At 64.6% G+C, this 26,635-nt stretch carries 18 protein-coding genes and 1 pseudogene; 9 read left to right on the forward strand and 10 right to left on the reverse strand.

Annotated elements, in window-relative coordinates; genetic code table 11:
• Positions 1 to 30 precede the first annotated feature (30 nt).
• From GA615_RS06035 to GA615_RS06045, 3 genes are all read right to left on the reverse strand, one after another.
• Complete coding sequence (locus tag GA615_RS06035; protein WP_152050363.1) at positions 31 to 1,056, reverse strand: AAA family ATPase; 1,026 nt, start codon at positions 1,054 to 1,056, stop codon at positions 31 to 33.
• An 81-nt stretch (positions 1,057 to 1,137) separates the two neighbouring features.
• Positions 1,138 to 4,263 (reverse strand): VWA domain-containing protein, encoded by a 3,126-nt coding sequence (locus GA615_RS06040; protein WP_152050364.1) that lies wholly within the window; start codon positions 4,261 to 4,263, stop codon positions 1,138 to 1,140.
• Between the two features lie 66 nt (positions 4,264 to 4,329).
• Positions 4,330 to 5,256, reverse strand: a complete 927-nt coding sequence (locus tag GA615_RS06045; RefSeq protein ID WP_152050365.1) for an NHL repeat-containing protein — start codon at positions 5,254 to 5,256, stop codon at positions 4,330 to 4,332.
• A gap of 134 nt (positions 5,257 to 5,390) precedes the next feature.
• On the opposite strand from GA615_RS06045, the gene GA615_RS06050 reads away from it, so the two are divergent.
• Positions 5,391 to 5,699: a Rieske (2Fe-2S) protein gene (locus tag GA615_RS06050; protein WP_152050366.1), complete on the forward strand. Its 309-nt coding sequence runs from the start codon at positions 5,391 to 5,393 to the stop codon at positions 5,697 to 5,699.
• A 42-nt stretch (positions 5,700 to 5,741) separates the two neighbouring features.
• Here GA615_RS06050 and GA615_RS06055 read toward each other — a convergent pair whose 3' ends face one another.
• A complete protein-coding gene (locus GA615_RS06055) occupies positions 5,742 to 6,617 on the reverse strand; it encodes an MBL fold metallo-hydrolase (protein ID WP_390622216.1) in 876 nt (291 codons plus the stop codon).
• 138 nt (positions 6,618 to 6,755) lie between these two features.
• On the opposite strand from GA615_RS06055, the gene GA615_RS06060 reads away from it, so the two are divergent.
• Both GA615_RS06060 and GA615_RS06065 read left to right on the forward strand, forming a co-directional pair.
• A complete protein-coding gene (locus tag GA615_RS06060; RefSeq protein ID WP_152050367.1) occupies positions 6,756 to 7,868 on the forward strand; it encodes a PfkB family carbohydrate kinase in 1,113 nt (370 codons plus the stop codon).
• A gap of 135 nt (positions 7,869 to 8,003) precedes the next feature.
• Positions 8,004 to 9,221 carry a hypothetical protein gene (locus GA615_RS06065; RefSeq protein WP_152050368.1) on the forward strand — a complete coding sequence of 406 codons (1,218 nt, stop codon included), beginning with the start codon at positions 8,004 to 8,006 and terminating at the stop codon, positions 9,219 to 9,221.
• Here GA615_RS06065 and pdxA read toward each other — a convergent pair.
• From pdxA to GA615_RS06080, 3 genes are read right to left on the reverse strand one after another with little or no spacing between them, the layout of a single operon-like run.
• Entirely contained in the window at positions 9,208 to 10,266 is a 1,059-nt protein-coding gene (pdxA, locus tag GA615_RS06070) for a 4-hydroxythreonine-4-phosphate dehydrogenase PdxA (RefSeq protein WP_235905133.1), read from the reverse strand. The genes GA615_RS06065 and pdxA overlap by 14 nt on opposite strands.
• On the reverse strand, positions 10,266 to 10,568 hold the full coding sequence (locus GA615_RS06075; protein ID WP_152050369.1) for a hypothetical protein: 303 nt from the start codon (positions 10,566 to 10,568) through the stop codon (positions 10,266 to 10,268). The genes pdxA and GA615_RS06075 overlap by 1 nt, the downstream gene beginning before the upstream one ends.
• On the reverse strand, positions 10,565 to 12,052 hold the full coding sequence (locus GA615_RS06080) for a DUF2254 domain-containing protein (protein ID WP_152050370.1): 1,488 nt from the start codon (positions 12,050 to 12,052) through the stop codon (positions 10,565 to 10,567). Before GA615_RS06080 ends, GA615_RS06075 begins: the two co-directional genes overlap by 4 nt.
• 383 nt (positions 12,053 to 12,435) lie before the next feature.
• Here GA615_RS06080 and GA615_RS06085 point away from each other — a divergent pair, with 383 nt between their 5' ends.
• The 5 genes from GA615_RS06085 to GA615_RS06105 all read left to right on the forward strand — a co-directional run bounded on the left by GA615_RS06085 (position 12,436) and on the right by GA615_RS06105 (position 19,824).
• The gene (locus GA615_RS06085; RefSeq protein ID WP_152050371.1) at positions 12,436 to 14,229 is read left to right on the forward strand and encodes a TIGR03960 family B12-binding radical SAM protein; all 1,794 of its coding nucleotides are present in this window, start codon (positions 12,436 to 12,438) and stop codon (positions 14,227 to 14,229) included.
• A gap of 48 nt (positions 14,230 to 14,277) precedes the next feature.
• Complete coding sequence (locus tag GA615_RS06090) at positions 14,278 to 14,838, forward strand: Uma2 family endonuclease (RefSeq protein ID WP_152050372.1); 561 nt, start codon at positions 14,278 to 14,280, stop codon at positions 14,836 to 14,838.
• Positions 14,839 to 14,877: 39 nt separating this feature from the next.
• Positions 14,878 to 15,477, forward strand: a complete 600-nt coding sequence (locus GA615_RS06095; protein ID WP_152050373.1) for a hypothetical protein — start codon at positions 14,878 to 14,880, stop codon at positions 15,475 to 15,477.
• 114 nt (positions 15,478 to 15,591) lie between these two features.
• Positions 15,592 to 17,247, forward strand: coding sequence for a hypothetical protein (locus GA615_RS06100; RefSeq protein ID WP_152050374.1), 1,656 nt, complete (start codon positions 15,592 to 15,594; stop codon positions 17,245 to 17,247).
• Positions 17,248 to 17,259: 12 nt separating this feature from the next.
• Positions 17,260 to 19,824: a YfhO family protein gene (locus tag GA615_RS06105; RefSeq protein WP_235905135.1), complete on the forward strand. Its 2,565-nt coding sequence runs from the start codon at positions 17,260 to 17,262 to the stop codon at positions 19,822 to 19,824.
• A gap of 26 nt (positions 19,825 to 19,850) precedes the next feature.
• Here the strand turns inward: GA615_RS06105 and aroE are convergent, their stop codons facing one another.
• Both aroE and mutL read right to left on the reverse strand, forming a co-directional pair.
• Complete coding sequence (gene aroE, locus GA615_RS06110; RefSeq protein ID WP_152050375.1) at positions 19,851 to 21,347, reverse strand: shikimate dehydrogenase; 1,497 nt, start codon at positions 21,345 to 21,347, stop codon at positions 19,851 to 19,853.
• 169 nt (positions 21,348 to 21,516) lie between these two features.
• Positions 21,517 to 23,502: a DNA mismatch repair endonuclease MutL gene (mutL, locus tag GA615_RS06115; protein WP_152050376.1), complete on the reverse strand. Its 1,986-nt coding sequence runs from the start codon at positions 23,500 to 23,502 to the stop codon at positions 21,517 to 21,519.
• Between the two features lie 525 nt (positions 23,503 to 24,027).
• Between mutL and GA615_RS06120 the strand changes: the two genes are divergently transcribed.
• Entirely contained in the window at positions 24,028 to 24,972 is a 945-nt protein-coding gene (locus GA615_RS06120) for a WD40 repeat domain-containing protein (protein WP_161602197.1), read from the forward strand.
• A 44-nt stretch (positions 24,973 to 25,016) separates the two neighbouring features.
• Here the strand turns inward: GA615_RS06120 and GA615_RS27375 are convergent.
• Positions 25,017 to 26,635, reverse strand: a pseudogene (locus tag GA615_RS27375) (hypothetical protein); the annotation flags it as partial.

Genomic DNA, 26,635 nt, shown 5'->3' on the forward strand with positions numbered 1-26,635 from the left:
GAAGGGGTGAGGGGAAGCCCTCAGCGTCGATCAGGCGGCGACCGGGTCTTCGGCCTTCTCGGAGACGGCCCCAAGGACCTTCAAGAGCAATTCATCGGTGTCAATCCCTTCGGCCTGGGCCTCGAAGTTGAGCAAGACCCGATGGCGGAGGCTCGGCAGGTAGACGCGGCGAATATCCTCGAAGCTGACATTATAGCGCCCGTCGAGCAAGGCGCGGACCTTGGCGGCGAGGACAAGGGTTTGCACCCCTCTCGGGCTGGTCCCCCAGCGGATATAACGATTGGTCACATCGACGGCGAATGGTCCTTCGGGATGAGTCGCCAGGGCCAGCCGAATGGCGTAGTCCTGCACGTGAGGGGCAATCAGGACCTCTCGCACGAGGGCCTGGCATTGCATCAAGGTGTCACCATCAATCACTTTTTCGGCGTGAGGCGTTTCACCTCGGGTCGTTCGGTCGAGGATCGTGGCCAGTTCTTCTCGCGTCGAGTAGCCCACGACGAGCTTGAACAGGAAGCGGTCGAGCTGAGCCTCGGGCAAGGGGTAAGTGCCTTCCTGCTCGATGGGGTTTTGCGTGGCGAGCACGAAGAACGGTTGCTTCAAGGTGTGGATCGTGCCGCCGACGGTGACCGATTTCTCCTGCATGGCTTCGAGCAGGGCCGACTGGGTCTTGGGAGTCGCGCGGTTGATCTCGTCGGCCAGGATGATCTGGGAGAAGATCGGCCCGCGCTGGAATTCGAACATGCGGCGGCCGTCGGGCGTTTCCATCACCACATTCGTGCCGAGGATGTCGGCCGGCATCAGGTCGGGGGTGAACTGAATGCGGTTGAAGTCGAGCGAAACGGCGTCGGCCAGGGTCCGCACGAGCAGGGTCTTGCCCAGGCCCGGCACCCCTTCGAGCAGGGCATGACCTCCGACGAACAGGCACGTCAACACGCCATGAACAATCTCGTCATGCCCGACAATGACCTTGCCAATCTCGTCCTTGACGCGGCGGTAGGCCAGGCGGAAGGCATCGGCTCGGGCTTCCATCGAGTCGTTCGTTGCGGTGTCGCTCATGGTGCGGTTCCGGTTGCAGGATCGTGCGAGGTGGAGAAACAATGACCGGAGAAATGGGTCGGTGTCGCGAAGGGAGCCAGCTCAGGAGGATCGTCCCGAGGGGTTGTCCTTGTCCTGGTCGCGTTCTTCCCAGACCTTCTTCTTGGCCTTGAGAAGGCGATTGGTGTACGACTCCTCGCCGGGCTTCTGCGTTGGTGCATCAGCGCCGAGTCCGCCGCCGGGACGCGACTCGGGAGCCGAGCGGGGTCGATCACCGGCCCGATCAGCCGCCGAGCCAGGAGCGGCCGTCGGGCTGCCGGTCGGCGGGGGAACGGCGGGAGCTTCGAACCGGGTGGCTCCGCGCGAGCGGTCGATCTGCTGGCCGACCTCCAGCTTTCGGCTCTTGAGCTTCTCGATGTATTCCTCTCGCGGGGCGACCTCCTTGCCGCGCAGGGTTTTCAAGGCATCGGCAACATTCCGTCGCATCCGAGCAAAATCGGGGGCAATCCGCCGGACACCCACATCTCCCACGAAGAGAAGCGCCGCGCTGAACAGCATCCAGTGCCAGATCGGCCGATAGCTACGCGGGGGCTGAACGTTCGGATCGCGCCGGAAGACATCGGCCCGCGCGGCGGTTCGCTCGCCGCTGAGGCGGCCGTCGGGGTTGGTTGCCCACGAGAAGACCTCGCCTCCAGTCGCATCGGCGAGGCTTTCGAGCAGAACGGGGTTCGAACGGAGATCGCGGTACTCATCCGAGTACGGGACAGACAGACCAGTGGTGCGAATTCCCTGCGTCCCGTCGGGGCCTCGATACCCGAGGGTCACGAAGTAGTTTCCCCGAGCCTCGGCGTTCTCGATCGTCCCTTCGTACTTGCCGGGGGCCACCTGGACCAGCTCGACCGATTCGCCCGGGGCGTCGAGCTGGCGATTCGGGCGATTGACGATTCCCTGGAACTGGAGGAAGTTGAGGAAGTCGTTCTCCGCGTCGACGGCATCGACCACCACCTTGATCCGCCCTTCCTCACGACGAAGCGCGACGTTCAGGTTGCCGCGATCCACGGGCCGGAGCGCCCAGCGGACCACCTGCGACCAGAAGGCCGAGTAATTCTCCCAGCCCGCCCACTGCGTCGCCCACTTCTGTCCGGCGTCGGACGTGAACGCCACGGCGCGGCCGAGGCCGTAATTCCAGTGGGCCAGCACCGGGTTGAGCTGCCCCGCCGGGTTCGGCGAGACGATGGGTACCTCGACCAGTTCGTTTTCCTTCACGCTGCTGAGGACCAGGCCGCTGATCGGCGGCAGGTCTTGCGGCAGGCCGAGCAACGGCTCGCTTTGGTAGACCATCGTCGGATTCCAGGCCGGGGGAGGGCCTTCATAGATCAACGGACGAGAGATCAAGCGTGCTTCTTTCTGGTAAATCCGGGGCAAGGCCTTCGGATTCGTCACGTTGTAGAAGCGGCCGTTGGTGGCCTCGGCAAGCTGTTGCATGACCTGGAGCGACCGCAGGTCGTTGCCGTGCGCGGCGGTCAGGACGGTCGTGACGGTGATCTTCGCGGCCTTGAGCTGGTTGACGACCTGGGCCGTCGGTGCCGCCGGGTCGCCGTCGGAGATGACGACGATGTGCTTGGACATCGCGTCGGTCTTCTGACGCAGGCCGCGCAGCGACATGACGAGCAAGGGGTTGAAGTCCGGGGCATCGCCGGGGGTCATGCGGTCGATCGCCCGGAGCATCGCCGGCTTCGACGGGCCGATCTCGCGGAGGGTGAAGAGCCAGGCCTCCTGGCCGGACCAGTAGGTCAGGCCCGCGTAGTCGTAGCTGGAGAGGGTCTTGAGCGCCTCCTGGGCGACGACGGCCTGCCAGTAGTTCCCCTCGGGGATCTCGCTGGCGTGCATGACCATCACCATCGCCGCCTTCCCCTTGACCTTCAGGGAGGGGATTTGCATGTCGACCGGCAAGGCTTTTTCGATGGGAGTGTTCATCCAGCCGCCGGCGCCGAACGACCGGTCGCCGCCGACCATGATCAGGCCGATCCCCTGGTCCTCCACGGCGGTGGCGATCAGGTCTTGCTGCTGGTCGGTGAAGGCGTCCTTGGGAACGTTGGCGAGGATGATGGCGTCGTATTTCTGAAGCTCGGCCAGGTCGGTCGGCAGCGGGTCGCCGCCAACGAGGCCTGCGCCAGTCACATCTCCGGCGGCCAGAGACGTGACGGCCAGCTCCTTCGATCGCAGGGCCTCGACCAGGGATTCATGCTCATTTGCCGTGCCTTCGATGAGGAGCACATTGGCCTCACCCCGGTACTGGGTAAAGGCCTCGGCCATGTTGTTCATGGCCCGGTCGGCCCGATAGCCGCGACGAAGATCTTCCTCAGGGATGAACTGCGCGAGATACGTGTAAAAGTTGGGATCAGTGATGTCTTGCTTGATCCGGAAGACGTTCACCCCTCGCTGGAGTTCGACATCATCGAGGGTATCAATCGGAATCGTTGAGTTGTCGGCCTCTTGATACACTTCCAATCGTCCCCGTGCCGGAGCCGAGGCGCGGACGACGACGTTGATGTTGACCGTCTCCCCTTTCTTCACGTCGGGGGGCAGGGCGATCTTCTCGACCAGGACCTCGCGGTCATACAGGTAATCGACCGGCAAGACGTCGATCTGCACGTCGAGTCCGGCGGCGGCCAACGCCTGCTCGTAGGCCGTGCCTCGGTTCTCGTTGCCGTCGGAAACGACGACGATCCGACGGGCCGAATCATCGGGGAAGGTCGCCAGCGCGAGCTTCAGCGCCGAGCCGAGGTCGGTGTACTCGGTGTCGATCGTGCTCTGGATGCCGGTCAACGTCTCGGTATACGGGGCAGGGGGGCTCTCGACCTTCGACTCCTTGCCGAAGACGACCACGCCGGCCCGGTCGCCGGGCCGCTGATGCTGACTGATCGCCCGGTTGATGAATTCCAGCATTGGCCCCTGAAGGTCGCCGGGAATCGACCGCGAGGCGTCGAGCAGGAAGATGGTCGTCAGCGATTCATTCCGGCGTACCAGTTGCGGATCGGCCAACGCAAGGGCCAGCAGGGTGACGACACTCCCCCGCAACAGAATGGCGATCCCCCGACGCACTGACCCCAGACCCGCCAGACTCCTCGTGCTGAGCAAAACGAGCGGCGGCAGCAAGACGGGGATCAAGAGCAACCACCAGGGCTCCAGAAAGGTGAGCCGGAGCGTCCCGAGGCTGTCGAGCATGGCAAGAGATCCTCTGTCGTCATCCCGGCCGGGCAGTCCAGTCACTTGGGGCTGATCGCTGCGGAATCAGAACCGGAACCGCTGGACACGATGGTTGTTCGAGTCGATCACCGAGACAGCTCCCTGGCTGTCGATCGCCAGCGCCCACGGGTTGTTCAGGTCTCCGGGGCCTCGACCGGGGCGTCCCCAGGTGCCAAGGCTCTGGCCGTCTCGGGTGAACTTCTGGACGCGGCAGTTCGCATACTCACAGACTGCCAGATGGCCATCCGGCCCAATTGCCACATCGTAGGCGTAGTTGATCTGGCCCGGCTCGGAACCTCGGGAACCCCAGAGGTCGATCAACTCTCCCTGGGTGTCGAAGATCTGGATGCGATGGTTGCAGGCGTCGGCGACGTAAAGGCGATCGTCCTCGTCGATGTCGAGCGCCGCGGGTCGGACAAACTGACCGGGGCGGTGCCCATGCCCCCCCCACTGTCTAAGCCATTCTCCATCAGGAGAGAAGACCTGGATGCGGTCGTTTTCGCCGTACTCGCTGACGTAGAAGCAGCCGTCGCGGTCGATCACCACGTCAGTCGGATAGTCGAACCGGCCGGGGGTCGATCCCTGAATCCCGTCGCCGATCTGAAACAGGAGCGACCCGTACCGATCATACACCAGGATACGGTAGAAATGGGTATCGGCCACCAGGACGCGCCCCAGGCGATCGACCGTCAATCCACTCGGGCCGTCGATATTCAGGTCTGGGGTCCGCCAGTGTCGCAAAAAGGTGCCGTCTCGATCGAAGACCTGGATACGGTCGGTCAGGTCGGCGATGTAGAGAAGATCGTCGGCATCAAAAGCGGCCACCCGAGGCTTTTGCAGCCAGCCGGGCTTGGTTCCGTGAATCCCCCAGACCGTTTCCGCGTACGATTCTCGACCGAGATTGCACCCCGAGCCCCAGCACGTCGCCGACGAGGCCAGCAGGCCCCCCAGAAATCGGCGTCGCGACGGCATGGCGTCCTCTGAGCAAGGAACTTGTTAGCGAAGGGATCGACTCTTCTCTACGATACCCAGACAACCGTCGGATCAGCAACTCCGAAGGGTTTCGTTCGCTGAGAAAACCGGATCGACCAAAGGGAGCAAGGCTGGTGCGGAGATCGGTGGCCGTCTGTCGATTCGAGGACGTTCCCGAAGGCCGGGGGCGGGTGGTCCGTCTTGAGGATCGGGTCATCGCGGTGTTCCGGGACGGCGATCGGATCGTCGCGCTGGACGATCGTTGCCCGCATGCCGGGGCCTCGCTTGGGAACGGCTGGATCGAGGAAGGGGCGGTTGTCTGCCCCTTGCACCGCTGGCGATTCTCCCTGATTGACGGCCGATGCCTGGGAGTCGAAGGAGGCGAGGGGGTCCCTCGCCTCCCGGTCGAGGTCCGCGAGGGTTGGGTCTGGTTGACCGGTTGATCGCCGCTTGGGTTCGGCGGCTTCGACGGGATTCGCCGCGGTTCAGAGCCAGATTTTCACCCGCTCGCGGAGTCCTTCGGGGAGGGTGCGGGTGACGATCTTCTGGATCAGGTCGGGATGCAACCGGGTCGAGAAGTGCGAGGCGATGATCCAGGCGTTCTTGAAGCGGTCGGCGCGGGCCACGAAGTCATCGAGGTGCATGTGGCCGTACTTGTGGATGCGGTCGGGCCGTTCTCCCTTGGCGACGAAGGTCATTTCCAGGATGAGCACTTCGGCATCGAAGGCCTCGGGGTTCTGGTCGAGGCCCACCGGGTTCGTGTCCCCCAGGTAGGCCAGACGAGGCAGACGAATCTCCTTCGTCACCTCGGTTCCCGAGAGGCGGAGATCGCGGATCTCGGGGCCGGAGAGGCCGTGATATTCGGGCAGGAGCTTCTTCCGACGCTCCCAGACGATGTAACCGAGCGACGCAATCGTATGCTTCGTCGCCACGGCAGAGACGATCAGGTCGCGGCCGAGTTGCACTTCCATGCCCGGCTCCAGACCGACCACGTTCGCCAGTTGTTTCCCCCGGTCGAGGCGCTGGCAGGCTCGGAGCAGGGCATGCACCGGCTCGACGATCTCGCTGGGCATGTAGATCGTCGGCGGCTCCATTTTCATCAGGCGACGGCGGGCGACGTAGACCGGCAGGGCGGCAATGTGGTCGAGATGCCCGTGCGAGACGAACCAGGTGGGCGTACTCATGAAGCTCCAGGGCTGCAAGCCGAGGTCGAACCCGAGCTTCAACTCCGGCACGCGCCAGTAGGTCTGCACGGCAGCCCGCGAGTAGCCTTCGATCGTCATTCCGTTGTGGGCAAAGGACCGCACCGGCGCATTATCGACCGGGTGCTCCAGTTCCTCGGGGGCGGCCCCTTCGAGCACGTCTGCCACGTCTTTCCGTCCTTCGATCTCGTTCTCTGGAGGAGGTTCCCGAGCGATGATAGCATGAGAGGCCCCGGCCTGGCGATCGGTTCGCGCTCGGATCGCCCCGGGGAGTCCCGCTCCTGAGGTGCCGCTCTGATGTCGCGTCGCGTGCTTGTGTTCGGTCCCGCCTACCTCGATCGCGTGCTCCGGGTCGATCGCCCGCTCGTGCCTCCCCAATTCAACGCGGGACCGCTCGATCTGAGCGTCGGTGGGAAATGGGCGGGCGAGAGCGGACCGAGCACGATCCTTCGCCTGACCGATCCGAACGACGTTCACCTTGAAATCGAGCTGCCCGAAGGCTGGCCGAAGGAGCTTCCCTCGCGGATCGACCTCGATCGATGCGTTTTCCAGGGGAAGGGATCCTCGGTTCACATGGTCAAGGGAATCGAGTGGCAAGACGACCTGGGGGGCATGGGAGCCGGTTTTGCCTCGGCACTGGGGGGGCTCCTGGTCAGTGCACTTGGCCCGGAATCGGACCCGACCTCGGCTCGCATCGCCTCGATGCTGGCCGAGCAGGGAATCCGGCATCATCCGATCCGGGTTCCTGACGTTCAGGCCGACTGGACCCTATTGGTCACCAGCGGTCCGTACGGTGACAAGCTCCCGGTTGGCTTCCGAGGATGCCACGCCTCACTCTCCGATTATCCGGGGCCACGGGACGAGGGTTTCGACGTCCTCATCGTCGCCTCGTTGACGAACCGGCTGGTTCGATCGGCCCTCGAATCGGTCACGGCCCGCGTCCGGGTCTTCGCCCCCACTTTGAAGAACATGACCGACACCGATCCGCCGCTCTCCGCGTTTGCCGATCGGGTCGATCTGCTCTGCTGCAACCGGCACGAGTGGGAGGCGCTGGCCGATCGGCAGGCGGTGGCCGAAATCATCCCGATCCTCTCGATCACCGACGGCCCGAATGGCGGGATCGTCCGCTTCCACGACCCGTCCGGAGCCCTTCGAGATCACCACGAGCCGGCCTTCCCCCGCGATCATCCCCCCCGAGACACGAACCGGGCCGGAGAGGCCTACGCCTCGACCCTGCTCACCACCTTGCTCGATGCCGGCTGGCAGACCGGACAGGTCGAGGCCAGCGTCATCGAACTTGCCGCGCGGCGGGCCGCGGCCGCCGCGGGATTGGTGATCGGCCACGAGGACTTTCGCTTCCCAACGGCCGAAGAAATCGACGACGCCGTCCGTCTCGGCCGGATCGGCTGATCGGCTTCCGAACGAAACCACCGGCAGCTCGGCCTGCCGATCGTCGCCGGTCCCTTCTACAATGGGCCAATCGGCCTTGGTTCGGCGGCGAAGCGGACCGAGCTTCGGCGGTTCGGGTTTCGGAGTACGTGGCGAATGGGACGACCGATGATCGAAACCGTCTTCTTGCTCGCACAGCAAGCGGCCGAGGCCGAGGGCGGACGCAACTGGGGCTGGCTGGCCGACCCGAGGACGACCGTTCTGTTCGTGCTCGGCTCGATCGTCCTGATCGGCGGCGGCCGTCGCCTCTTGATGGCGAACCGGGCGAGGAAAGCGGTCGATCGTCTGGCGGAACCGGATGTCACTCCCGACGAGATCGTCGCCGCCGCCGAGCACGGCCGCTCCGGCCTCATCGAGTTCTTCCGCCTGCTGGCCGAGGGGCCGACCCCCGAAATTCGATCGGCCGCCGGTCGCGCCCTGGCGATCGTCTGGGCCCACGACGACCTGATCCCCGAGGAGGAAAAAGCCGTCCTCACCCGAGGGTTCGACGTCCGCTGGCGCGCCCGACGCCGCTACCCGAGAGCCATGACCGCTCCCATTCCGATCGAAGTCACCTACGGCCTACCGTTCCTCAAAGAGGGCGGACCCGGCATCCAGCCCGACGACCTCGAATGGTCGCACCGAGTCGCCGGGGCCGAGCGGGCCGCCCTCGAAATGCCGAGTGACTGGCGGGCCGGAAGCGGTCGCGCTTCGTTCACGATCGACCCGAGCGACTTCCCGACCAACGGCCCGCATCGCCTGATCCTCAAGGCCACAGGGCGGACCGGGCCTCGCCTCACCTCGAACTGGGAGGCCGAACCGCCTCACGTCCCGTTCCAAATCGAGTTCGACCCGCGGCTTGCTCCCGAAGCCCTATTCACCATGCCCGACGCCTCGAAGGGCGAGGCAATCGCCGCCGCGATCCGTCTCTCGGCTCCCTCGACTCCCGAAGACGACGGACCTCGCTTCCTGGATTTGCCGGGGGAGTTCGTCGTCCGCGATCCGCCGGTGCTCCAGATCCACGGCCCTTTGCCGAGCGACCTGGCCCATCGCATCACGATCGAGTTCGAAGGCATCGCCGATCGAGCCAGCGCCGGTCAGGTGGTCGTCACCTCGGAGCAGAGGGCGGGCGGCCAGAACCTCGGCCCGATCGAGGTCGCGCTCGGCCCCGTCATCGGTTTGCCCCCCGAGACGTTCGATCGGCCGAGGGAGATTCGCCTCCGAGTCATTCTGGAACCCGATCCGGACCTCGGCTGGGCCGATCCCGACGTCCGATCCCTCTGGCCCGAGGCGATCACGACCGACTGGTCCTCGGTCCGCCTCATCCGACGCTGAGCCTCGGCCTCGCAAGCTGCGCTGCCACCCGGACGGCGGCGATCAAGCTGTCGGTCCGCACGATTCCCATGCCGGCGATGTCGAAGGCCGTCCCGTGCGCCACGCTCGTCCGGACAATCGGCAGGCCGAGCGTGATGTTGACCGCCCGATCGAAGCCGATCGTCTTCAGCGCCACGTGCCCCTGATCGTGATACATGGCAACCACGGCATCGAACTCGCCGTCGAGGGCGCGGGCAAAGAGGGTGTCGGCCGCGATCGGCCCCTCGACGGCCACCCCCTCGGCCAGGGCCCTTGCCACGGCCGGAGCGATGATCCGGATCTCCTCATCGCCGAACAAACCGTGCTCCCCCGCGTGCGGGTTCAAGCCCGCGACCGCCACCCGAGGCGCCCGCCCGTCCAGCAACGGCTGCATCGAGTCGGACGCTAGCAGGATCGTCTCAAACACCCGATCCACCGTCAGCAGATCGAACACCTTGCTCAAGGGGACATGCAAGGTCACGTGAATCACCCCCAGCCCTCCGCTCGATCCGTCTCGAGGGGGCAGATAGAGCATCATCGCGTGGCGAGGAACGCGGCAGCGATCGGCCAGGACTTCCGTGTGTCCCGGATACGGAACCCCTCCGGCGTGAAGCGATTCCTTGTTCAGCGGCATCGTCGTGATCGCGTCCACCCGACCGGCGAGGGCCAGATCAATGGCGGTAATCAGGAACTCATACGCCGCCCGACCGGCCCGAGCATCCACCTTCCCCAGCGGCACGTCGAGGACATCGACCCCCGGAACCTCCAGGCAAGGAATCACCCGGTCGCTCGGCTCGGCCGCTTCGGGACGATCGACCCGCCTGACCTCCAGATCAAGACCGCACGAGCCGACCGCCCGTTGCAAGGCCTCGGCGCAGCCGATCACGACCGGCCGAGCCAGGTCTCGCAGGGGAGAATCGGGCCAGGCGCGGGCAATCACCTCGGGCCCGACTCCGGCCACATCTCCCATCGTCAGCGCCACGAGGGGGCGATCGTCAGCCAACGTCAGCTCCTCCGCGTTTCTCATCAGTGCGTCTCGATCCGAGTCGATTCCCGGAGCGTCGGCAGCGGGTCACCGACCGACGCCGAATCCGACACCACCTCATCAGACTCGACCGGTTGGGCAGGCGGGGTCTGATCGGGACGATCGGCACAGCCGGCCGACGCGATCAGAACGAACCACAGAAGGGCGGGGCGAATCATGGTGAATCGTCTCGATGAAGCCTCGTGAGCGGCCCAGCGCGTCCGAACGCCGCGATCAAACGTGATGCTTCCATCATAGGGAAACGCCCGTCCCACGGCGATCGTCTGTTGCCGTCCTGCGGTCATGAGCCATTGACTTCGTTGCGACCCTCTGGTGGGGCAATCGCGTTCGAGGGCTTGGCGCCCATCGTCCAGGAGCCTGCGTTCGGATCGCCAAGCGATTCGAGGACCTGCCGAATCCGCGGTTCCATCACGGCGCGATCCGATGGTGCCACCACACTCCGGTCGGCCAGTTCGGCAATCGTATCGACATGCCGCAGCACGGACCGACGACGATGCTCGTCGCGGGCGAACACACCAATCGTCTGCATGGCAGTAAGCAGTTCTTCCAGGATGGTGACATTGCCTTCCGCGTTCCGCCGAATTTCATCGAACGACTGATCGAGGATGCTCTCGAAGGTCGGCCGCTGGGCGATGACCCGCAATCGGCCGTCCTTGGCCCGTTGCCGGGTCTCGATCTTTCGAGCGGCGAGCCGGGAGTTGATGACGGTCAGATGATGAATGCAGGTGACCGCGGTCGTCGTCTCGTTAACTCCCGGCGAGAGCGCTTTCAAGGCAACGTCAACGATTTGCTGAATGCCGAAGCCGACGTCCTGCCCAACGGTCCGGTTCCGGCCGAAGCTGTACAGGCCATCGAGGTCCTTGGCGAGCTGATCGATCTTCGCCTCGTCGCGCTGTTGCTCTCCGTCGATGGAGTCGAGCAGAACGCGTCGGTTCTCAACCTCCCCCCTCGGGCTTATCGATACCGGCACGCTTGCGAGCGAAACCAACGGCATGCCGACCACGCAGAAATCTCCCGGCGCATACTCCATACGAAGCACGGCGTTGAAGCGTTCGGCCAGCTCGATCAGCAGGTTGCTGTCGACCCGACAGAGATAGCCGGACCTCCTGGCAGGAATCGGCAGCCATGCCGTCTCTCCGAGGAATCGGGCGATCGCAGGATCACCGTCCTCCGGTAGAGGCTCTCCGATCGGCTCGGGAAAGAGGTGATCGACCGCATGGAGCGTCTCGACGGCCGCCTCGGCAATGATCTGCCCGGATTGAATTGAGGCAATAATATGATGAATGAACGCAATTAACACGCCCACTCCGATCAACGCCAGCACGACGCTGACGAAGACCGCCAGCGACGGGACGAACTCGTCGTCGCCGCCTCGGATCGTCCGGACGACGACCAAACAATAGGCAAAGATTCCCACAAACGTCCCGAGCACGGCCTGGTTGAACCGATCTCTCATGAAGTTCGGGAGGATTCGAGGCGAGTACTGATTCGCCGTTTGAGAGAGCACGACGATCGTGATCGAGAACGTCACGCCGGCCACCGTGATCATCGACGAGGCAATCGCCGTCAGCAGGCCCCGGGCTCCATCGGCCCCGGCGCCCAGGATCTTCGGGAAGTACTCCACGATCGTCTCGTTGAGTGTGCCGATGCCGTAAACCAGCACAATCGCCAGCGCGATCATGCCCGAGACAAGGAGGCTGGGCACGAACCAGAGGCTCGACCGCAACCTGTCCCAGACTTGAATCAGGAGATTCGATGGCGTTTTCATGAACTCAAAATTCCTTCCCAGAGACGGCCTTGCGGACGATCTTCGTGGTCTCCTCGATGGAATCCGACCGCCGATCAGCCCCCTGCCGATCATCGCAGAGTGCCCGTTGAGAATCGACAGGCGACGCATTCTTCGCGCCGATCGAAAGAAAATCGTTTCGATCGACCAGCAACCGCCACTCGCGAGCCGAAGGCACAGGAACTGTCCAAACCGAGGCTCGGCCGGGTATGATGGTTCCGAAGCAGGGGGATACCCGTTGATCGCATGGATGGTTCGGAGTGCGCCTCACAATGGGAGACGCTCCGGGCGGCGATCCCTGCTTCTTCCGATCCCCGCGGCCTCGCCCCGCCGCGTTTCCTGGACCGCAGCGAAGCACGATCACGATGTTGAACACGCCGCTCAAAGACCTCGTGACCTCCCGGATCCTGCCCAACGTCCAGATGCCGGCGCAATATCTCGGCGGTGAGCTGCACAGCGTTCGCAAGGACCACCGCCGCTGCCGAGGCTCCGTCTGCATCGCCTTTCCCGATACCTACGCGATGGGGATGAGCCACCACGGCCTTCAGGTGCTCTACAGCATCATGAACGAGGCCGGCTGGGCCTGCGAACGGGCCTTCACCCCCTTGCCCGACTTCGAGGCCGCCCTCCGGGACCACGGGGTTCCCCTCTATGGCCTCGAAACCTTCACCCCCTTGAATCGCTTCGACGTGCTCGGGTTTACCCTCCAGTACGAGATCAGCTACTCGAACATCCTCACCATGCTCGACCTTGGCGGCATCCCCCTGCATGCCGAGGACCGAGGGCCGGATGATACCCTCGTCATCGCCGGAGGCCCCGGCGCTCAGAACCCGGAAGTCATCTCCCCGTTCATTGACCTGTTTGTGCTCGGCGACGGCGAGCCGAGCCTCCCCTTCGTCAGCGAACAGTGGAAGGCGATGCAAGGCTCGGGCCTCAGCCGGGCCGAGAAGCTCGCCCGGATCGCCAGCACCGTCGATTGGGCCTACGTCCCTCGCTTCTACGAGCCGATCTACAACGAAGACGGCATCCAGATCGACACCGTCCGGACCCGAGACGACGTGCCCGATTCGATCCGTCAATGCGTCGAGACCGACCTCGACGCCTCTCCCTTGCCCACCAGGCCCGTCGTCCCTTACGTCGAAACGGCCCACGATCGCATCGCCATCGAGATCATGCGAGGCTGCCCCTGGCAGTGCCGCTTCTGCCAAAGTACCACCATCAAACGACCGCTTCGTTATCGCTCGGTCGAAACCATTGTCAACGCCGCGCTCGAGACCTACAAGAACACCGGGTACGACGAGATCAGCCTGCTCTCCCTCTCGACCAGCGACTACCCGAAGTTCGAGGAACTCGTAACCCGGATGAGCGAGGTCTTCACCCCGCTCGGCGTGAAGATCTCGCTGCCGAGCTTGCGAATCACCGAGATGCTCAAGAAGATCCCGGCCCTCCTGCAAGAAGGCCGACGCAGCGGCCTGACACTCGCCCCCGAGGTTGCCCGCGACGACATGCGCGAGCAGATCCGCAAGCCCGTCAAAAATCAAGATCTCTACGACGGTTGCCGCGAAGCCTTCCGACGCGGCTGGCGCAAGGTCAAGCTCTACTTCATGTGCGGCCTGCCAGGCGAACGGCCGGTCGATCTCGATGGCATCGTCGAGATGGCCGAGATCATCTCCCGGATCGGCAAGGAAGAAACCGGCCGCTACGTCGAGGTCACGGCCAGCGTCTCGAACTTCGTGCCCAAGTCAGCCACCCCCTATCAATGGAACGGCATGCAACGGCGCGAGTATTTCGAATGGGCTCACAAGTACCTGCGATCGAAAGTCTCAATGCGATCGGTCAAGATCAAGTGCCACGACATTGACACGAGTATGCTCGAAGGTGTCCTCACCCGAGGTGACCGCCGCCTGGCCCCCGCCCTTGAAGAAGCCTGGCGCCGCGGGGCCCGGCTCGACGCCTGGCGAGAACACTTCAACCCCCAGCTCTGGTGGCAAACCTTCGAGGATCTCGGCATCGACCTTGATTTTTACGTCCACCGCACCCGAGGCGTCGACGAGGTGCTTCCCTGGGATCTCATCCGGATCAAGAAAGGCCGCGAGTACCTGGCCAAGGAGCAAGGCCGCGCCGTCGTCCAGCTCGACGCCATGGCCGGCGCCGTCTGACGCAATCCGAACCCGACCTGGACACTCTCCCCTCTTCGGAGCCAACCGATGGCGACCGAGACCAAGCCCAGCCTGATCACCGCTGAACAGTTCATGCAAATGGACCTCGGCGACGGTTTGCATGAACTTGTTCGAGGGGAGATTCTCGACGTACCACCCGCTGGTCAAAGACACGGTCGCATTTGTTTCAAGACCGCGATGATCCTCGAACGTTTCGGGATCGAAACCGGGCACGGTTACGTGGCCACGAATGACGTTGCCGTTCAAACCGAGCGATCGCCAGATTCGGTGCGCGGGGCCGACGTGTGCTACTTCACTCATGCGCGATTGCCCGAGTCGAAAATCGTCGAGGGCATTCCCCCCGTCGTTCCCGATCTTGTGGTGGAGGTCTATTCCCCAAGCGACCGCCCTGGCAAGTTGGGTGAAAAGATTTCCGAGTACCTCAACGCAGGGGTCCCCATGGTCTGGGTCTTGTATCCGGAACGTCGGACCTTGAGGATCGATCGCGCCGCCGACCCGGTCCCGATGGTCCTCGGCCCGGACGACACGGTCGAGAAGCTTCCCGAACTCCCCGGCTTTCGCTGCGATGTTGCCGAGTTCTTCGTCTGACGGATATCCACGATCCGATCGCTTCCGGAGTTTTCCGTCATGGCCGATTGGGTGAAAAAGCCACTTCGATTGAAGGACGAGCACGGCCGGGAAACCCGCGTCGGTTGCGACGTTTTGGTGACGGATCGCAGCGCCGTGCCGTTCGACTACCCGGACGACTGGGTCGTGATTCCCGATGACCACGGGACCCTCAGGCTGCACGACCGCCAGCCCCCCGACGACGACTGCACCTTGCAAATGACCATCTTCGACCTGAACCCGAACGTCGATTGGAGTCGGCTTTCGCTCTCGTCGATGATCGAAACGCTCCTGCAACAGGAAACCCGGTTCGTCCTCGAACGAGGAGAGATCATCACGTTTCAACGCGGTCCGATCGAGGCTGCCTGGTCCGAGATCCGCTTCATGGACCCGAACGAGGCCCGCCCCGCCTTCTCCCGCACCTGTCTCGTTCGATGCGGAACCCTCCAGCCCTTGATCACCTTCGACTTCTGGGAAAACGATGCCCCTCGCTGCCGCCAGGTCTGGGACACCATCCTGGCCACCCTCCGGATCGACGGCACCCTCATCGACCCGGCAGACGGTCCGACTCAGCGAGACCGGGGCAAGCCTCCGAAGCCGGGACGACGCGAACCCCGATGACCCGGGCAAGACCTGCCACGGAACCTCCTCGGCCGCGATCACACCGCGCTGTTCCCTGATCCGTTGATCCTCCCTCATTCTCGCCCGCCCTTTCATCGCTTCGGCGCTTCTCGAATGACCACCCCCAACGCTTCGCCGATTCCCGTCCGATCTCCTCGATGGCCTTGGCTGGTGCTAGCAATGGGCCTGCTCTGGACCTCGGTCGTAAGGATCCCTTTGATCCTCTCGGCGGCCGATCACCTCGATAGTGACCTCGCCGTCGATGGCTTGACCTTGCTCGACGCCGTCAACGGCACCTGGCGATGGCATTACCCCGGCACCCCTCACATGGGCATCCTGCCGGTCTTGCTCTCGTATCCCCAAGCATTGATCTGGGGAGTGAGTCCGGCCACGCTGGTCAGTGGTGGACTGGTGGCCTGGCTCCTGGTCATCACGGCCACCTTCGTCCTGGCCTGGCGAGCCTTCGGCGCGGGGGTGGCCTGCTGGGCGATCGTCCCTCTGGTCTTCTCGTCGGTCGGAACGGTCTGGCTTTCGGGACGGATTACCGGGGGCCACCTGCTCACCCTCGCCTGGCACGCGGCGGCCTTTGCGGGGATGGTCGGGTGTCTCGCAAAAGGAGGGGCCTGGCGATCGGGCTTGCTGGGCCTCTGGTGCGGACTCGGCCTCTATGTCGATACGATGTTCCTTGTTACCCTGGCCGGACTCGTGCCGGCGGCGATCGTCTCGTGGTCGGTTCGTGGCAAGTCGAACGCCGGGAAGGTGGCGGCGGTGGTCTTCGTGCTGGGCTTGGTCCTCGGCGTGGCTCCTCGGGAACTCGGCAAACGTGCCGATCCGTACGATGCGTACGGCCAGCAATTCACACCCATCTTCCAGCCCGACGTGCTGGTCGATCACACTCGCATTCTGGTCATGGAATGCGTCCCTCGGCTTATCGTCGGCCACGAACTTCCCAGCCTGGAACCCTCTCCGGAAGCGCTCACCGATCTCGGCCAACCGACCAGGAAAGGCCCGGAGGCTCCCTCCCCCTCGCTCAACGCCGGGCCGTATGCCACGGCCCTCGGCCTCTTGCTCTTTGTCGCGGCGATCGCCCGGCTAATTCTGGATCGATCGCCACCGGGCTCCGCGGCGCGGGCGGTACAACAAGGGGTCTTGATCTCGGCGGGATTGATCCTCCTTGCGTTCGTGATCAATCGGAACATTTTCAATTCGGACAACTACCGTTACATCATCTTTTTGCTTGTTCCCTGGTCGCTCGGCTTTGGCCTCCTGATGCGATCGATTGCCCAACGAGGAGCAGCCGCCTGGGCGGGAACTCTGTTTCTTTCCGCCCTTGTTGGGGCCGTGATGACCGCGAGCGTCGTCTCGTGGTACGTCGGCCTGGGCTGGCTCAGTATCGACCTGCTCCGAGGAACGTCTGCCTCGTCGGAGCAGCTCGTGGTGTTCCAGGATCAAGAACCGGTGGCTGCCGACGGCGAAGAACCCGCCGTCCCGGCCGGCGCGACCGTCTTGCCCTCTGGAACCTCGCACGTGTTCGGCGACTACTGGAAGGTCTACCGGATTGCCTTCCTCTCGGGTGGACGAGTCGTCGGCGTACCATCCCCAAGGTTCCCCAACCGCTTTGAAGGCTGGTCGAGCGGCCTGGAGCCGAGGCAAGGAGCCCTGGTGGTGCTCGATCCCGCTCCTGACTGGCGGGCCATGCTGATCGAATCGTGGCGACGCGAGGGACGCGTCCCGAACGAACTGGATCAAATCACCCTCATCACCCCCTGAGACTCCGCGACCGTGGCGACCGAACCGATCGAAGCTGACCGGCCCCTCGAATCCGCCTGGACCCCAGCCTCCCGCCCCCTCGGCGGGGGAGACGTGTTGGCTCTGCTCGTCTGGACGGCCGCCATCGCGGCCTTCTTCTGGGACCTGGTCGCCATGAAGGCGGCGCTCTTCTACTTCGACGTCACCGAGATCAACCTCCCGTATCGCGACTTCTTCGCCAGCGAACTGAAGGCCGGTCGGTTCTCTCGATGGTTCCCCGGCCTCTACTGCGGGATGCCGCTCTACAGCGAAAGCCAGGCCGGATATTTCCATCCATTCAAATACCTGTTTTACCCCTGGATGGAAACCTGGAAGGCGTTCGGGCTTGATACGGTCTTCTCGATCTGGCTGACCGGTGTGGGCACCTTCGGCTGGCTCCGGCGACATGTTGGGCCGATCGGCGCCCTGACGGGCGGGGCGATCTTCGGCCTGAGCGGCTTCATGTGGGCGCATCTGATCCACACGAGCATGGTCAACGCCCTTGCCAGTGTTCCCCTGGCGGTCTGGGCCCTCGAATGTGCCTGGCAGGGGGGGCGGCTGCGGGCCGTCGCCCTGGGAGGACTGGCAATGGCCTGCCAGATCTTCGCCGGCCATCTTCAGGACTTCTTGCTGACCAGCATGCTCCTGGGTGTTTATGGATTGTATCGCGCCTCGATCGAGCGGGGCACGCGCAATCGGTTGTTTGCGCTCGGAGTTGCCGCGGGCATTCCGGTGATGGGCGCAATCCTGTCGAGCGTGCAGTGGATTCCCTCGAAGGAACTGCTCGACCGATCTCCCCGCGCCGAGGGTCTGACCTGGGAAGGATTGACCTACGGCTCGTGGAGCCCCGAGCTGTTGCCCACATTGGTCCTCCGCGAAGCCTACGGCACCCGAGCCCGAGACACCGACTGGATGGACGGGTTCTACCCGTACCATGAGATGAACACCTACATGAGCGTGCTCGGAATCGCCCTGGCCGTGATCGGCCTTTCGGGACGCCGCAACCGCTGGGGGGCCTTCTGGCCGATCCTGGCAACGGTCGGAACGCTCTTGATGCTCGGCCGATTCACCTTCCTGATGGATTACGCGCACAGGATTCCCGTGCTGGGTAGTTCTCGCATTCCGGTGCGCTTTCACTTGTGGGTTTCGCTGGCCGTGGCGGCTCTGGCGGCGATTGGGGCCGATCGTCTCGCCCGACCGGGCCGCGTCCGGCTCCGATGGGCGGGATTGACCGTCATGGTTCTGGTGCTCGCGTCGGTTCCGATCATGACGATCGTCTACGCCCCTGCCTTCGCCGTCCCTGACCCCTGGCCGAAGCCGTACCACCAGGACCGCTACCGATGGCTCGGCGAGGAGCTGACCCAGGCGGGCCTCCGGACGGGCCTGCTCACCCTCTCCGGCCTGCTCCTGGCCGGTTGGGCGGCTCGCGCGTCGGGCGTGCGGCGGACACTGCTGGCCGCGGCATTGCCCGTGCTCGTCATGGCCGACCTGTTCGGCTCGCACTGGCACGATGCCCCGACTATCGACCCAAGCTACTGGACTGTTCCGCCCGAGTCGGCCGAGTTCATCCTGGCCGACCCCGAGCATCAACGCGTTTCGGGATTTGGACGCTTTTCGGCCGGAGAGCCTGGTTACGCCTCGTTCCCGATCGACTTCATGCCAGTTCGGGATACGCTCGCCTGGAGCTTGCCCCCCGTCTTCGGTCTGGATTCGTTGATGGGTGAAACCCCGATGATCCCCTCGCGCTGGAAACGCTACATGGATGCGACGGTCGAAGTGGTCGAGCAATCGACCGTCGCCAGCGTCTCGCACCTGCTTTATGGATTCTCGGGCCAGGTGGCAAACTGGCCGCCTCCGGAAAAGATCGGGACGGCTTACGTCTTTTCGAACCCCGACCGACTGCCGCGCGCTCGGTTGATGGGCCGTCCCATCTACGCGAGCGACGAGGACGAGGCCGTCGCGCTGCTCAATGAACTGGGCCCGGCGATCCGGGATCAACTGGTCGTTGAAGATCCTGACCGCCCCTTGCCGATCGACGCCGAGCCTTCGGGAACCGCCGAAATCATCGAGGAGATCCCGGAGCGCGTGGTCATCCGAACGCAATCGACGAGCGATTCGTACCTGTTTCTGGCCGACACGTTCGACCCTGGCTGGTCGGCGACGCTCGACGGCCAGGCCGTGCCAATTCGCCCGGCCCACGTCAACTTCCGGGCCGTGTTGGTTCCCGAGGGGGGCCATGAGATCGTCTTCCAATATCGACCGGCCGGCTTTCTGACCGGTCTAGTCGTTTCGACGATGGGTGCCCTCGTGGCGTTGGGGATGCTCGTCGTCCGTCGTCCGATGGTCCGGCTCCAGGAGGAACACGCGGCGATCGGTTGGCGGGGGTGGTGGCCGTGGTTGCTGGCGGTCGGCTTCGGGGTGATTGTGGGAGCTTCGGCGGTGACAATCGGGCCGGATGGGGTGGCACCCCACTCCCGATGGTCCGGCGGGCTGCACCGCTTCACCTGGGGAGCGGGGCTGGAAGCGATGCAGCGGCAACCGATTGTCGAGGATCGCTGAACCGAACCACTACCGGTTCCTGAAGCTCAGTCGCGGGTGACTCCCAGTTTCCGGGCAACCACCTGTCGCATCAGGTCGGTCGGGGCATTCCGGCCGGTAAAGAGCGCGAACTGGAGTTCCGCCTGCCGGACGAACATATCCACTCCGGTCACTGTCTTGCACTCGCGCTCGCGAGCGAGCTTCAGGAACATCGTGTTTTCGGGATGGTAGATCGTATCGAAGACCACCATCCCCGCGCGGAAGGCCGCGGGGGGGACCGGCGAGTCATCGACGTTCGGATGCATCCCCACCGGGGTTCCATTAATCAGGATGTCGCAGGGAGTGCTCGCCCGAGCTGCCCAGGAGATATGTCGACACCCCACCTCGGCCGCGACGCGGGCCGCGCGCTCATCGTCGCGGTTGGTCAGGGCGACACCGGCACCGCGACGGGTCAAGCCATAGGCAATCGTCCGGGCCACACCGCCAGCGCCGAGGATCAGCACCTGCTTGTCCATCAAAACACTCATCTCGTCACTGGTCGAGCCGCCGTAGGCTTCCTCCAAGACGCTCATGGCCGCGTGGTAGTCGGTGTTGTGGCCGGTCCAGACATTGTTCTTGATGACGACGGTGTTGCACGCCTTGAGCCGATCGACCGCGCCGTCGACCTGGCGAAGCAAGGGGAGGATGGCCTCCTTGTGGGGAATCGTGACACTCATTCCCTTCAAATCAAGCCATGAGAGAACATCGAGCGAATCCTTGAGCTTCCCGTTTGGGATCAAGAGCGGGACATACACCGCGTTGATTCCCAGTTTCTGGAACGCGGCGTTGTGGACGGCCGGGCTGAGGCTATGGGCGATCGGGTCGCCGATGACGGCATAGATTTCGGTCTCGGCGTTGATTCGATCGTAGCCGTAATCGCGGTGCAGCTCGTCGAACTGGAGCATGCCGGGGGCGAAGATCCGTTCGGGGTTGAAGCCGGCATAGGTGAACGGTGCGCCAAACTTGCGACCCAGGACCCGGGTAAACACCCCGAGCGGCCCCATGGCGATACCGACCGTCGGGACCTTCTCCGACGACCGAGCCGCGGCCTCCAGGATGCGGCTCGCATCGCCGACCGACTTGGCCATGGTGGCAATCTTGATCACATCGGCATTGGCCTCTCGGGCCTGATCGGCGATCGCATCCAGATCGGCGGGGGTCTCGCGGAAATTGTGGTAGCTGACAATCCGCTTGGTCTTGCCGAAGCGAGGGATCGACCTGGCGATGTCCAGCTCCAGGTCGACGTACTCGACGCCGGTGACGATCGCCTCGCGGAGCAAGAGCAGTCGCTTTTCCTCGTTGCCCCGCCAAAGGCCGCCGTCGGCTCCTCGGCGCACGGTGAAGACGATCGGGGTGCGGCGGTCGGTCAGAAGGCGCTTGAGGTTGATCTCGCTGCGAAGGCAGTCGATGCGCAGCTCGACCAGCTCGGCACCGGCCTCGGCGGCCTGGCCCCACTCTTCCAGCAGCGTGCGGTGCCGGCCTCGGCCGAGGGTGACGCAGATCATCGGGAAACGCTCCGGCTCAGTCAGTCATCAAGGGAAGGTTGATCGGGCAAACGATGTCGACGGTGACCCAGGAAACGACCGCCGCCCGTGAAGGGGAATGATGGTCTCATCATACGACGGCAACCGGGAAGGCGAAAGTCATCGGAACTCCTCAGCATCGGCGCGAGGGTCAGACGCGGCCGAACTGCTTTTCCAGCTCCTCCTTGGTGAAGATCAAAGCGGTCGGTCGGCCGTGGGGGCAATGGTGGGCGTCGGTGACCAGATGGCGCCGGGCGAGCAGGGCCGCAACCTCATCGGGTGATAGGCGTTGGCCGGCCTTGATCGCGGCCTTGCAGGCCATGAGGCTCAGCACGTCGTTCAAAACCGCGTCGGCCGAAGGGGGAACCGGGCGGCCGACCAGTTGATCGGCCAGATCGCGGAGCAATCGCGTGGGACTGACCGAGCCGAGCATCGCCGGAACACTGCCGACCAGAACCGTTCCGCCGCCGAACGGCTCGACCTCCAGGCCGAGCCTGGCCAGAACGTCTCGGCGTTCGAGGACCTCGGCCGCCTCATCGGCTCCCAGCTCGACCGGCTCGGGAACCAGCAGACGCTGCGACTCGACCCCACCGCGTTCGACCCGGGAGCGGAACTCCTCGAACAGGATGCGCTCGTGCAGGGCGTGCTGGTCGATCACCACCATCCCGTCCTCGGTCTCGGCGATCAGGTAGCTGTCGTGGACCTGGATTGCTCGGGGAGGAAGGCCGCCGACATTCTGCACGGGGACGCCGGAGGTCGTCGACGCCGGAGACACGGCAGGAAGCTCGGAGGCAGAAACCGCCGAAGTCGGCTCGGTTGATTCGGCGGGAGGGTTCGCCGGTTCCTCGGCGAACTCGTCGAAGGAGGAGGAGGGCGACGGGGTCGGGGTCGGTGGCAGCGACTTCGCCCACTCGGGCTCCTCGCGGCGAGGGAGGTCGTCGAGGTTGCTCGGTCGGGGCGGAGGAGGAGCCGAAGCCGCCCCCGTGGAGGGGGGGAACCAGGAGGCGACCGTCTGCCGGTCGATCGGATCGGACCGGAGCGCGAAACCGGGGTCCCGAGCCGATGGCCCCCCCACCGCACCCGACTCGGCGGGACCGGGGGGGTTCGGCTCGGGACGGGAAGGCGGAGCCTGGAGTCGGCTGTGCAGGTCGCTGGTCAGGAAGGTCTGGCGGACGGTGCGGAGGAGCTGACCATAGATGCGCTGGGAGTCTCGGAAGCGAACTTCGACCTTGGTGGGATGGACATTCACATCGACCTCCTCGGGCGGAAGATCGAGGTGAAGGAAAGCGACCGGCACGCGACCCACCATGAGCAGGCCGCGATAAGCTTCGGTCAGGGCGTGCCCGAGGGAGCGATCGCGGACAAAACGGCCGCCGACAAAGAGGTACTGCCCCTTGGTGCTCGATCGGCTCTGCGAGGGGTGGGCGACGTATCCCCAGAGGTGGATATCGTTCACCTCGCTTTCGACCCAGAGCAGGGCGTCGGCCAGTTCTCGACCGAAGAAGACGGCGACCCGATCCTTGAGACCGGTGACGGGGGGCAGGTCGTGCAGGGTCTTGGAACCGGAGCGGAAGGTCAGGTGGATGGTCGGGTGCGCCAGGGCGATCCGGGTGAACATCTCGGCCACGTGACCAGCTTCGGTCGAGTCTCCCTTGAGGAAGGTGCGGCGAACAGGGGTATTGAAGAACAGGTTGCGGACCTCGATGACCGTGCCGACGGGGCAGCCGCAGTCTCGGATCTCGGCATGCTCACCCCCCTCGATCGCCAGCTCCGAGCCGACCTCGGCATCGGCCGAGCGGGTTTGGCAGCGGACCCGGGAGATCTCGGCAATGGCGGCCAGGGCCTCGCCTCGAAAGCCGAGGGTCCGGATGCGGTGCAGGTCGTCGGCCTCGGAGAGCTTGCTTGTGGCATGGGGACGAAAGGCGAGGGGAAGATCCTCTCGGCTGATCCCGGTGCCGTTGTCGGCGATCCGGATTAGGTCGCGCCCACCTCGCTCGACGGTCAGCTCGATGCGGGTGGCCCCGGCGTCGATTGCGTTTTCAAGGAGTTCCTTGACGACGCTCGCAGGCCGCTCGACCACCTCGCCGGCGGCGATCTGGTTGACGACGGACGGCGACAGTTCCCGGATCATTCCCATCTCGATCGCTCCTTCGGACGCAACACCCTTGGTCCATTATACCTTCTGATCAAACGAACAGAGAACGAGACAGGGCCGGGTCCGACTTGACCGCGTCGGGATGACGAGGAACCGCTTCAGAATCGGGCCGGATCGAGCGGTCCGGTCTTGATCCGGCGCAACGGCGGGTGTAAGGATCGATCGGGTTGGGGTCTTTTTTTTTGACGAGGCGCCTCGAAGGCCGGAATCGCCCGAGCCTTCGGGGCCATTGTGACATGCGTGCCGATGAGCCGCCTTTGCAAACGCGCGAGGGCGAATGCATGTGTGTGATGATTCGCTGAAAATGTGTCGCGGTTTTGCTCCTCGTTTGGAGGGGCAATCTTAGAGGGTTGATCTCCCATGCTTTGATGCAAAGGAGTGACGATGGAAGATCCAAGACGATCTTGTGAGGGCTTTGGGATCCCGGAAGGGATTCGCCGTCCTGCGCAGTCGATCGGGAGAACGGGGCGAATCAGGCTTCTGACGAACGGTTGGCTGATGTCGGGGATGACCAGCCTGGTCGTTCTGTTCGTCATGACCGGAGAACGCTCTGGCCCATCTTTGAAGAATGTCCGGTCCCTGAAGGCGCCGTCCACTCCGATCCAGTCGCTCTGCTTCTCTCCAGTGGCATTGAAGATCGCCTCGTGCGATACGAGTGGCCGGTTGACGCTCTGGGAGCTTCCGGAGGATCGCCCCTGGGATGAGTGGGGGGGAAGGGACCAGAAGATCAAATGTGTGGCCTTCTCGCCGAATCGGGACCTCATGGCCTGGGGAACCTGGGACGGTCGCATCGTGTTCTGGAACCTGAAGACTCGGACGCGGACACGAACCCTGCATGATCGGGAGGCGTCGATCTCGGTTCTCGAATTCTCGCCTGACGGCAAGACGCTGGTCTCAGCAGATGTCACGGGAAGCCTCTCACTGTGGAATGTGGCGTCGGGACAGTTGCGTAAGGTTCACGAAACACGATTCCGAATGATTACGGCCCTCGACGTGTCGTCCGATTCCCGATCGGTGACGGCGGCGGGACTCGACTCCCAGGGGGGAAGGCTCCTGGTCTTCGACCTTCCGAGCGGCGAGCCCCGGCAGCAGTTGCGCTTGGCTCCGCGCAGTATTGTTCGAACCCTGGAGTTTCTGCCCGGCGATGATCAGGTGCTCTGGCTGGATGTCGGATACCAACAGCTCCGAAGGTGGGCGTTGAACCAGGAGGAATCGGAGGTCCTGCTCGACGAGCATCATCGGCTGACCTCGTTCGCACTTTCTCCCGATGGGACAACGGTTGCCGTGGGAACCTCGGAGGGAGAGGTCAACCTGAGAGCCTGGAAAACACTTCAGGTAACTCACCGGTTCAAGAAGCAGCCGAACCCAATCCAAGCCCTCGATTTTAGTCACGATGGGAGATTTGTCGCTGTGGGTGGGCTTCTCTCCGGGCTGATTGTCTGGAACCCCTGAGGAAGCACGGCGGCACAATCGCAAGACGGCGCATCGCAGCGTGGTCAGCGGCGACGAACCGGCCGGGGCGAAGGAGGCCCGGCCGGGTGGTTCTCACCGCGAGCGTCCCACCTTGCCGGCGGTTCGACCGGCGGATCGCCGGGGAGTCGAGGGGTTGGCAAGGGGTCGGTGCGCTGAGGTGGGCGGTCAACACCCCAGGAGAGAGATCGCGTTAAGTCTCTTGAATCATGAGAGTTACAGCACGGACCCTCCCGAGGGTTCGCGGATAAAATGGGTTCGCTCCGTCGGGACGATTCGGGAGATGTCGTTGGAATCGGGGCCGATTCGATCGAGGGCGATGTGGCGCGGGAGTCGGCGACCATTGAACCAAGCGTGAGAGATGCGTTGCGGGGTGGCTCGACCTGCGATCCAGGCACGAAGGCACTGGGAGCGGAAGAGAGCGTAAACTCCGCGTAAGGAAACGTTGTGGCAATGCTTTCGTGAAAGTGCCGTTCTGCAGTGTCGGAGGGGGGTTCTGCTGGTGCGTCGCAGTATGTTGGGGCGTCGGCCCCCTCACCCGGCCTGCGGCCACCCTCTCCCCCGCACCCGGGGGCGAGGGTTGGGGAGGTGTGGGCCTCGGTGGAGGGGACGGGGAGGCGGGTGAAGCCGGGGGGGGCGGGGGCGCTGTCGGCTTCACGCCACCAGCCGCCGCCGACGGGGGCGCGGGGGGTGTCGCACTGGCGGGCTTCCTTGGCGATGGCCAGCAGTTCGCGGCGGCGGCGGTCGCGGAGGTTCAGATAGAGCCGCACGGCGGCGTTGCAGGAGCGGTCGGCGTCGCGAGCGTAGCGGTGGCGGAGCTGGCCGTCGGGGGAGGTGTCGGCGGCGGAGGAACGAATCAGCAGGGCGTGGGATTCGGGGCCTTCGACCGCGTTCCAGGCCTCGGCGCGGAGGGATTCGAGCCGGGCGATTTGCGCGGCGATCGCGGCGCGGAGGGAGGCGCGGGCGGCGGCGGGATCGGGGGGCAGGGGGGGATCGTCGGCCCGAGGCGGCAGCGGGGCGAGCCGGTCGGGGGTGATCGCCGAGGCGAGCCGCCAGAACTGGCGGACGGGGGCTTCGGCGTCGGGGCCGGGGTGTTCGGCGGGCAGGCCGAGCAGGAGCTGGGCGCGGAGCAGGGTTGTCTGCGTCCAGGCGGTGCCGAGCCGCAAGGGGGCGTCGAGCTGTTCCCACTGGCGGATGAGCCAGTCGCAGCCGAAGGCGGAGGCTTCGAGATCGGCGACGGTGCCGACCGGGTCGCGGGCGAGGTCCTGAGCCTTGCGTCGGGCGCGGGCCTGGCGGCGGCGTTCCCAGGTCTGGACGGCGTCGCGGGCCGACTCGGCGCGGGTCGATTCGCGGGCCGCGTCGAGGCGGTCGAGGGTGACCGAGGCGACGGCGGCGCGTCGGACGAGGTGTTCCTCGACGACGTTGTCGGGTCCGGTCTCATGGTTCCAGCGGTCGAGGGCCTGGTCAAGATCGGCGCCGAGGTCGTCGGGCAGGACGACGCGGGCGGCCAGGCCGTGGGTCAGGCCGTTGCGTCGCGAGCGGTCCTTGCCTTCGGGGGTCTTCGGGCCGGTCGATTTCCGGGCGTTGCGGCGGTTGGCGTCGAGCTGTCGGGGCGAAAGGGGCTTGGCCATGATCGGAGGGTCCA

Origin of the sequence: Tautonia marina, assembly GCF_009177065.1 — a bacterium.
GTDB lineage: Bacteria > Planctomycetota > Planctomycetia > Isosphaerales > Isosphaeraceae > Tautonia > Tautonia marina.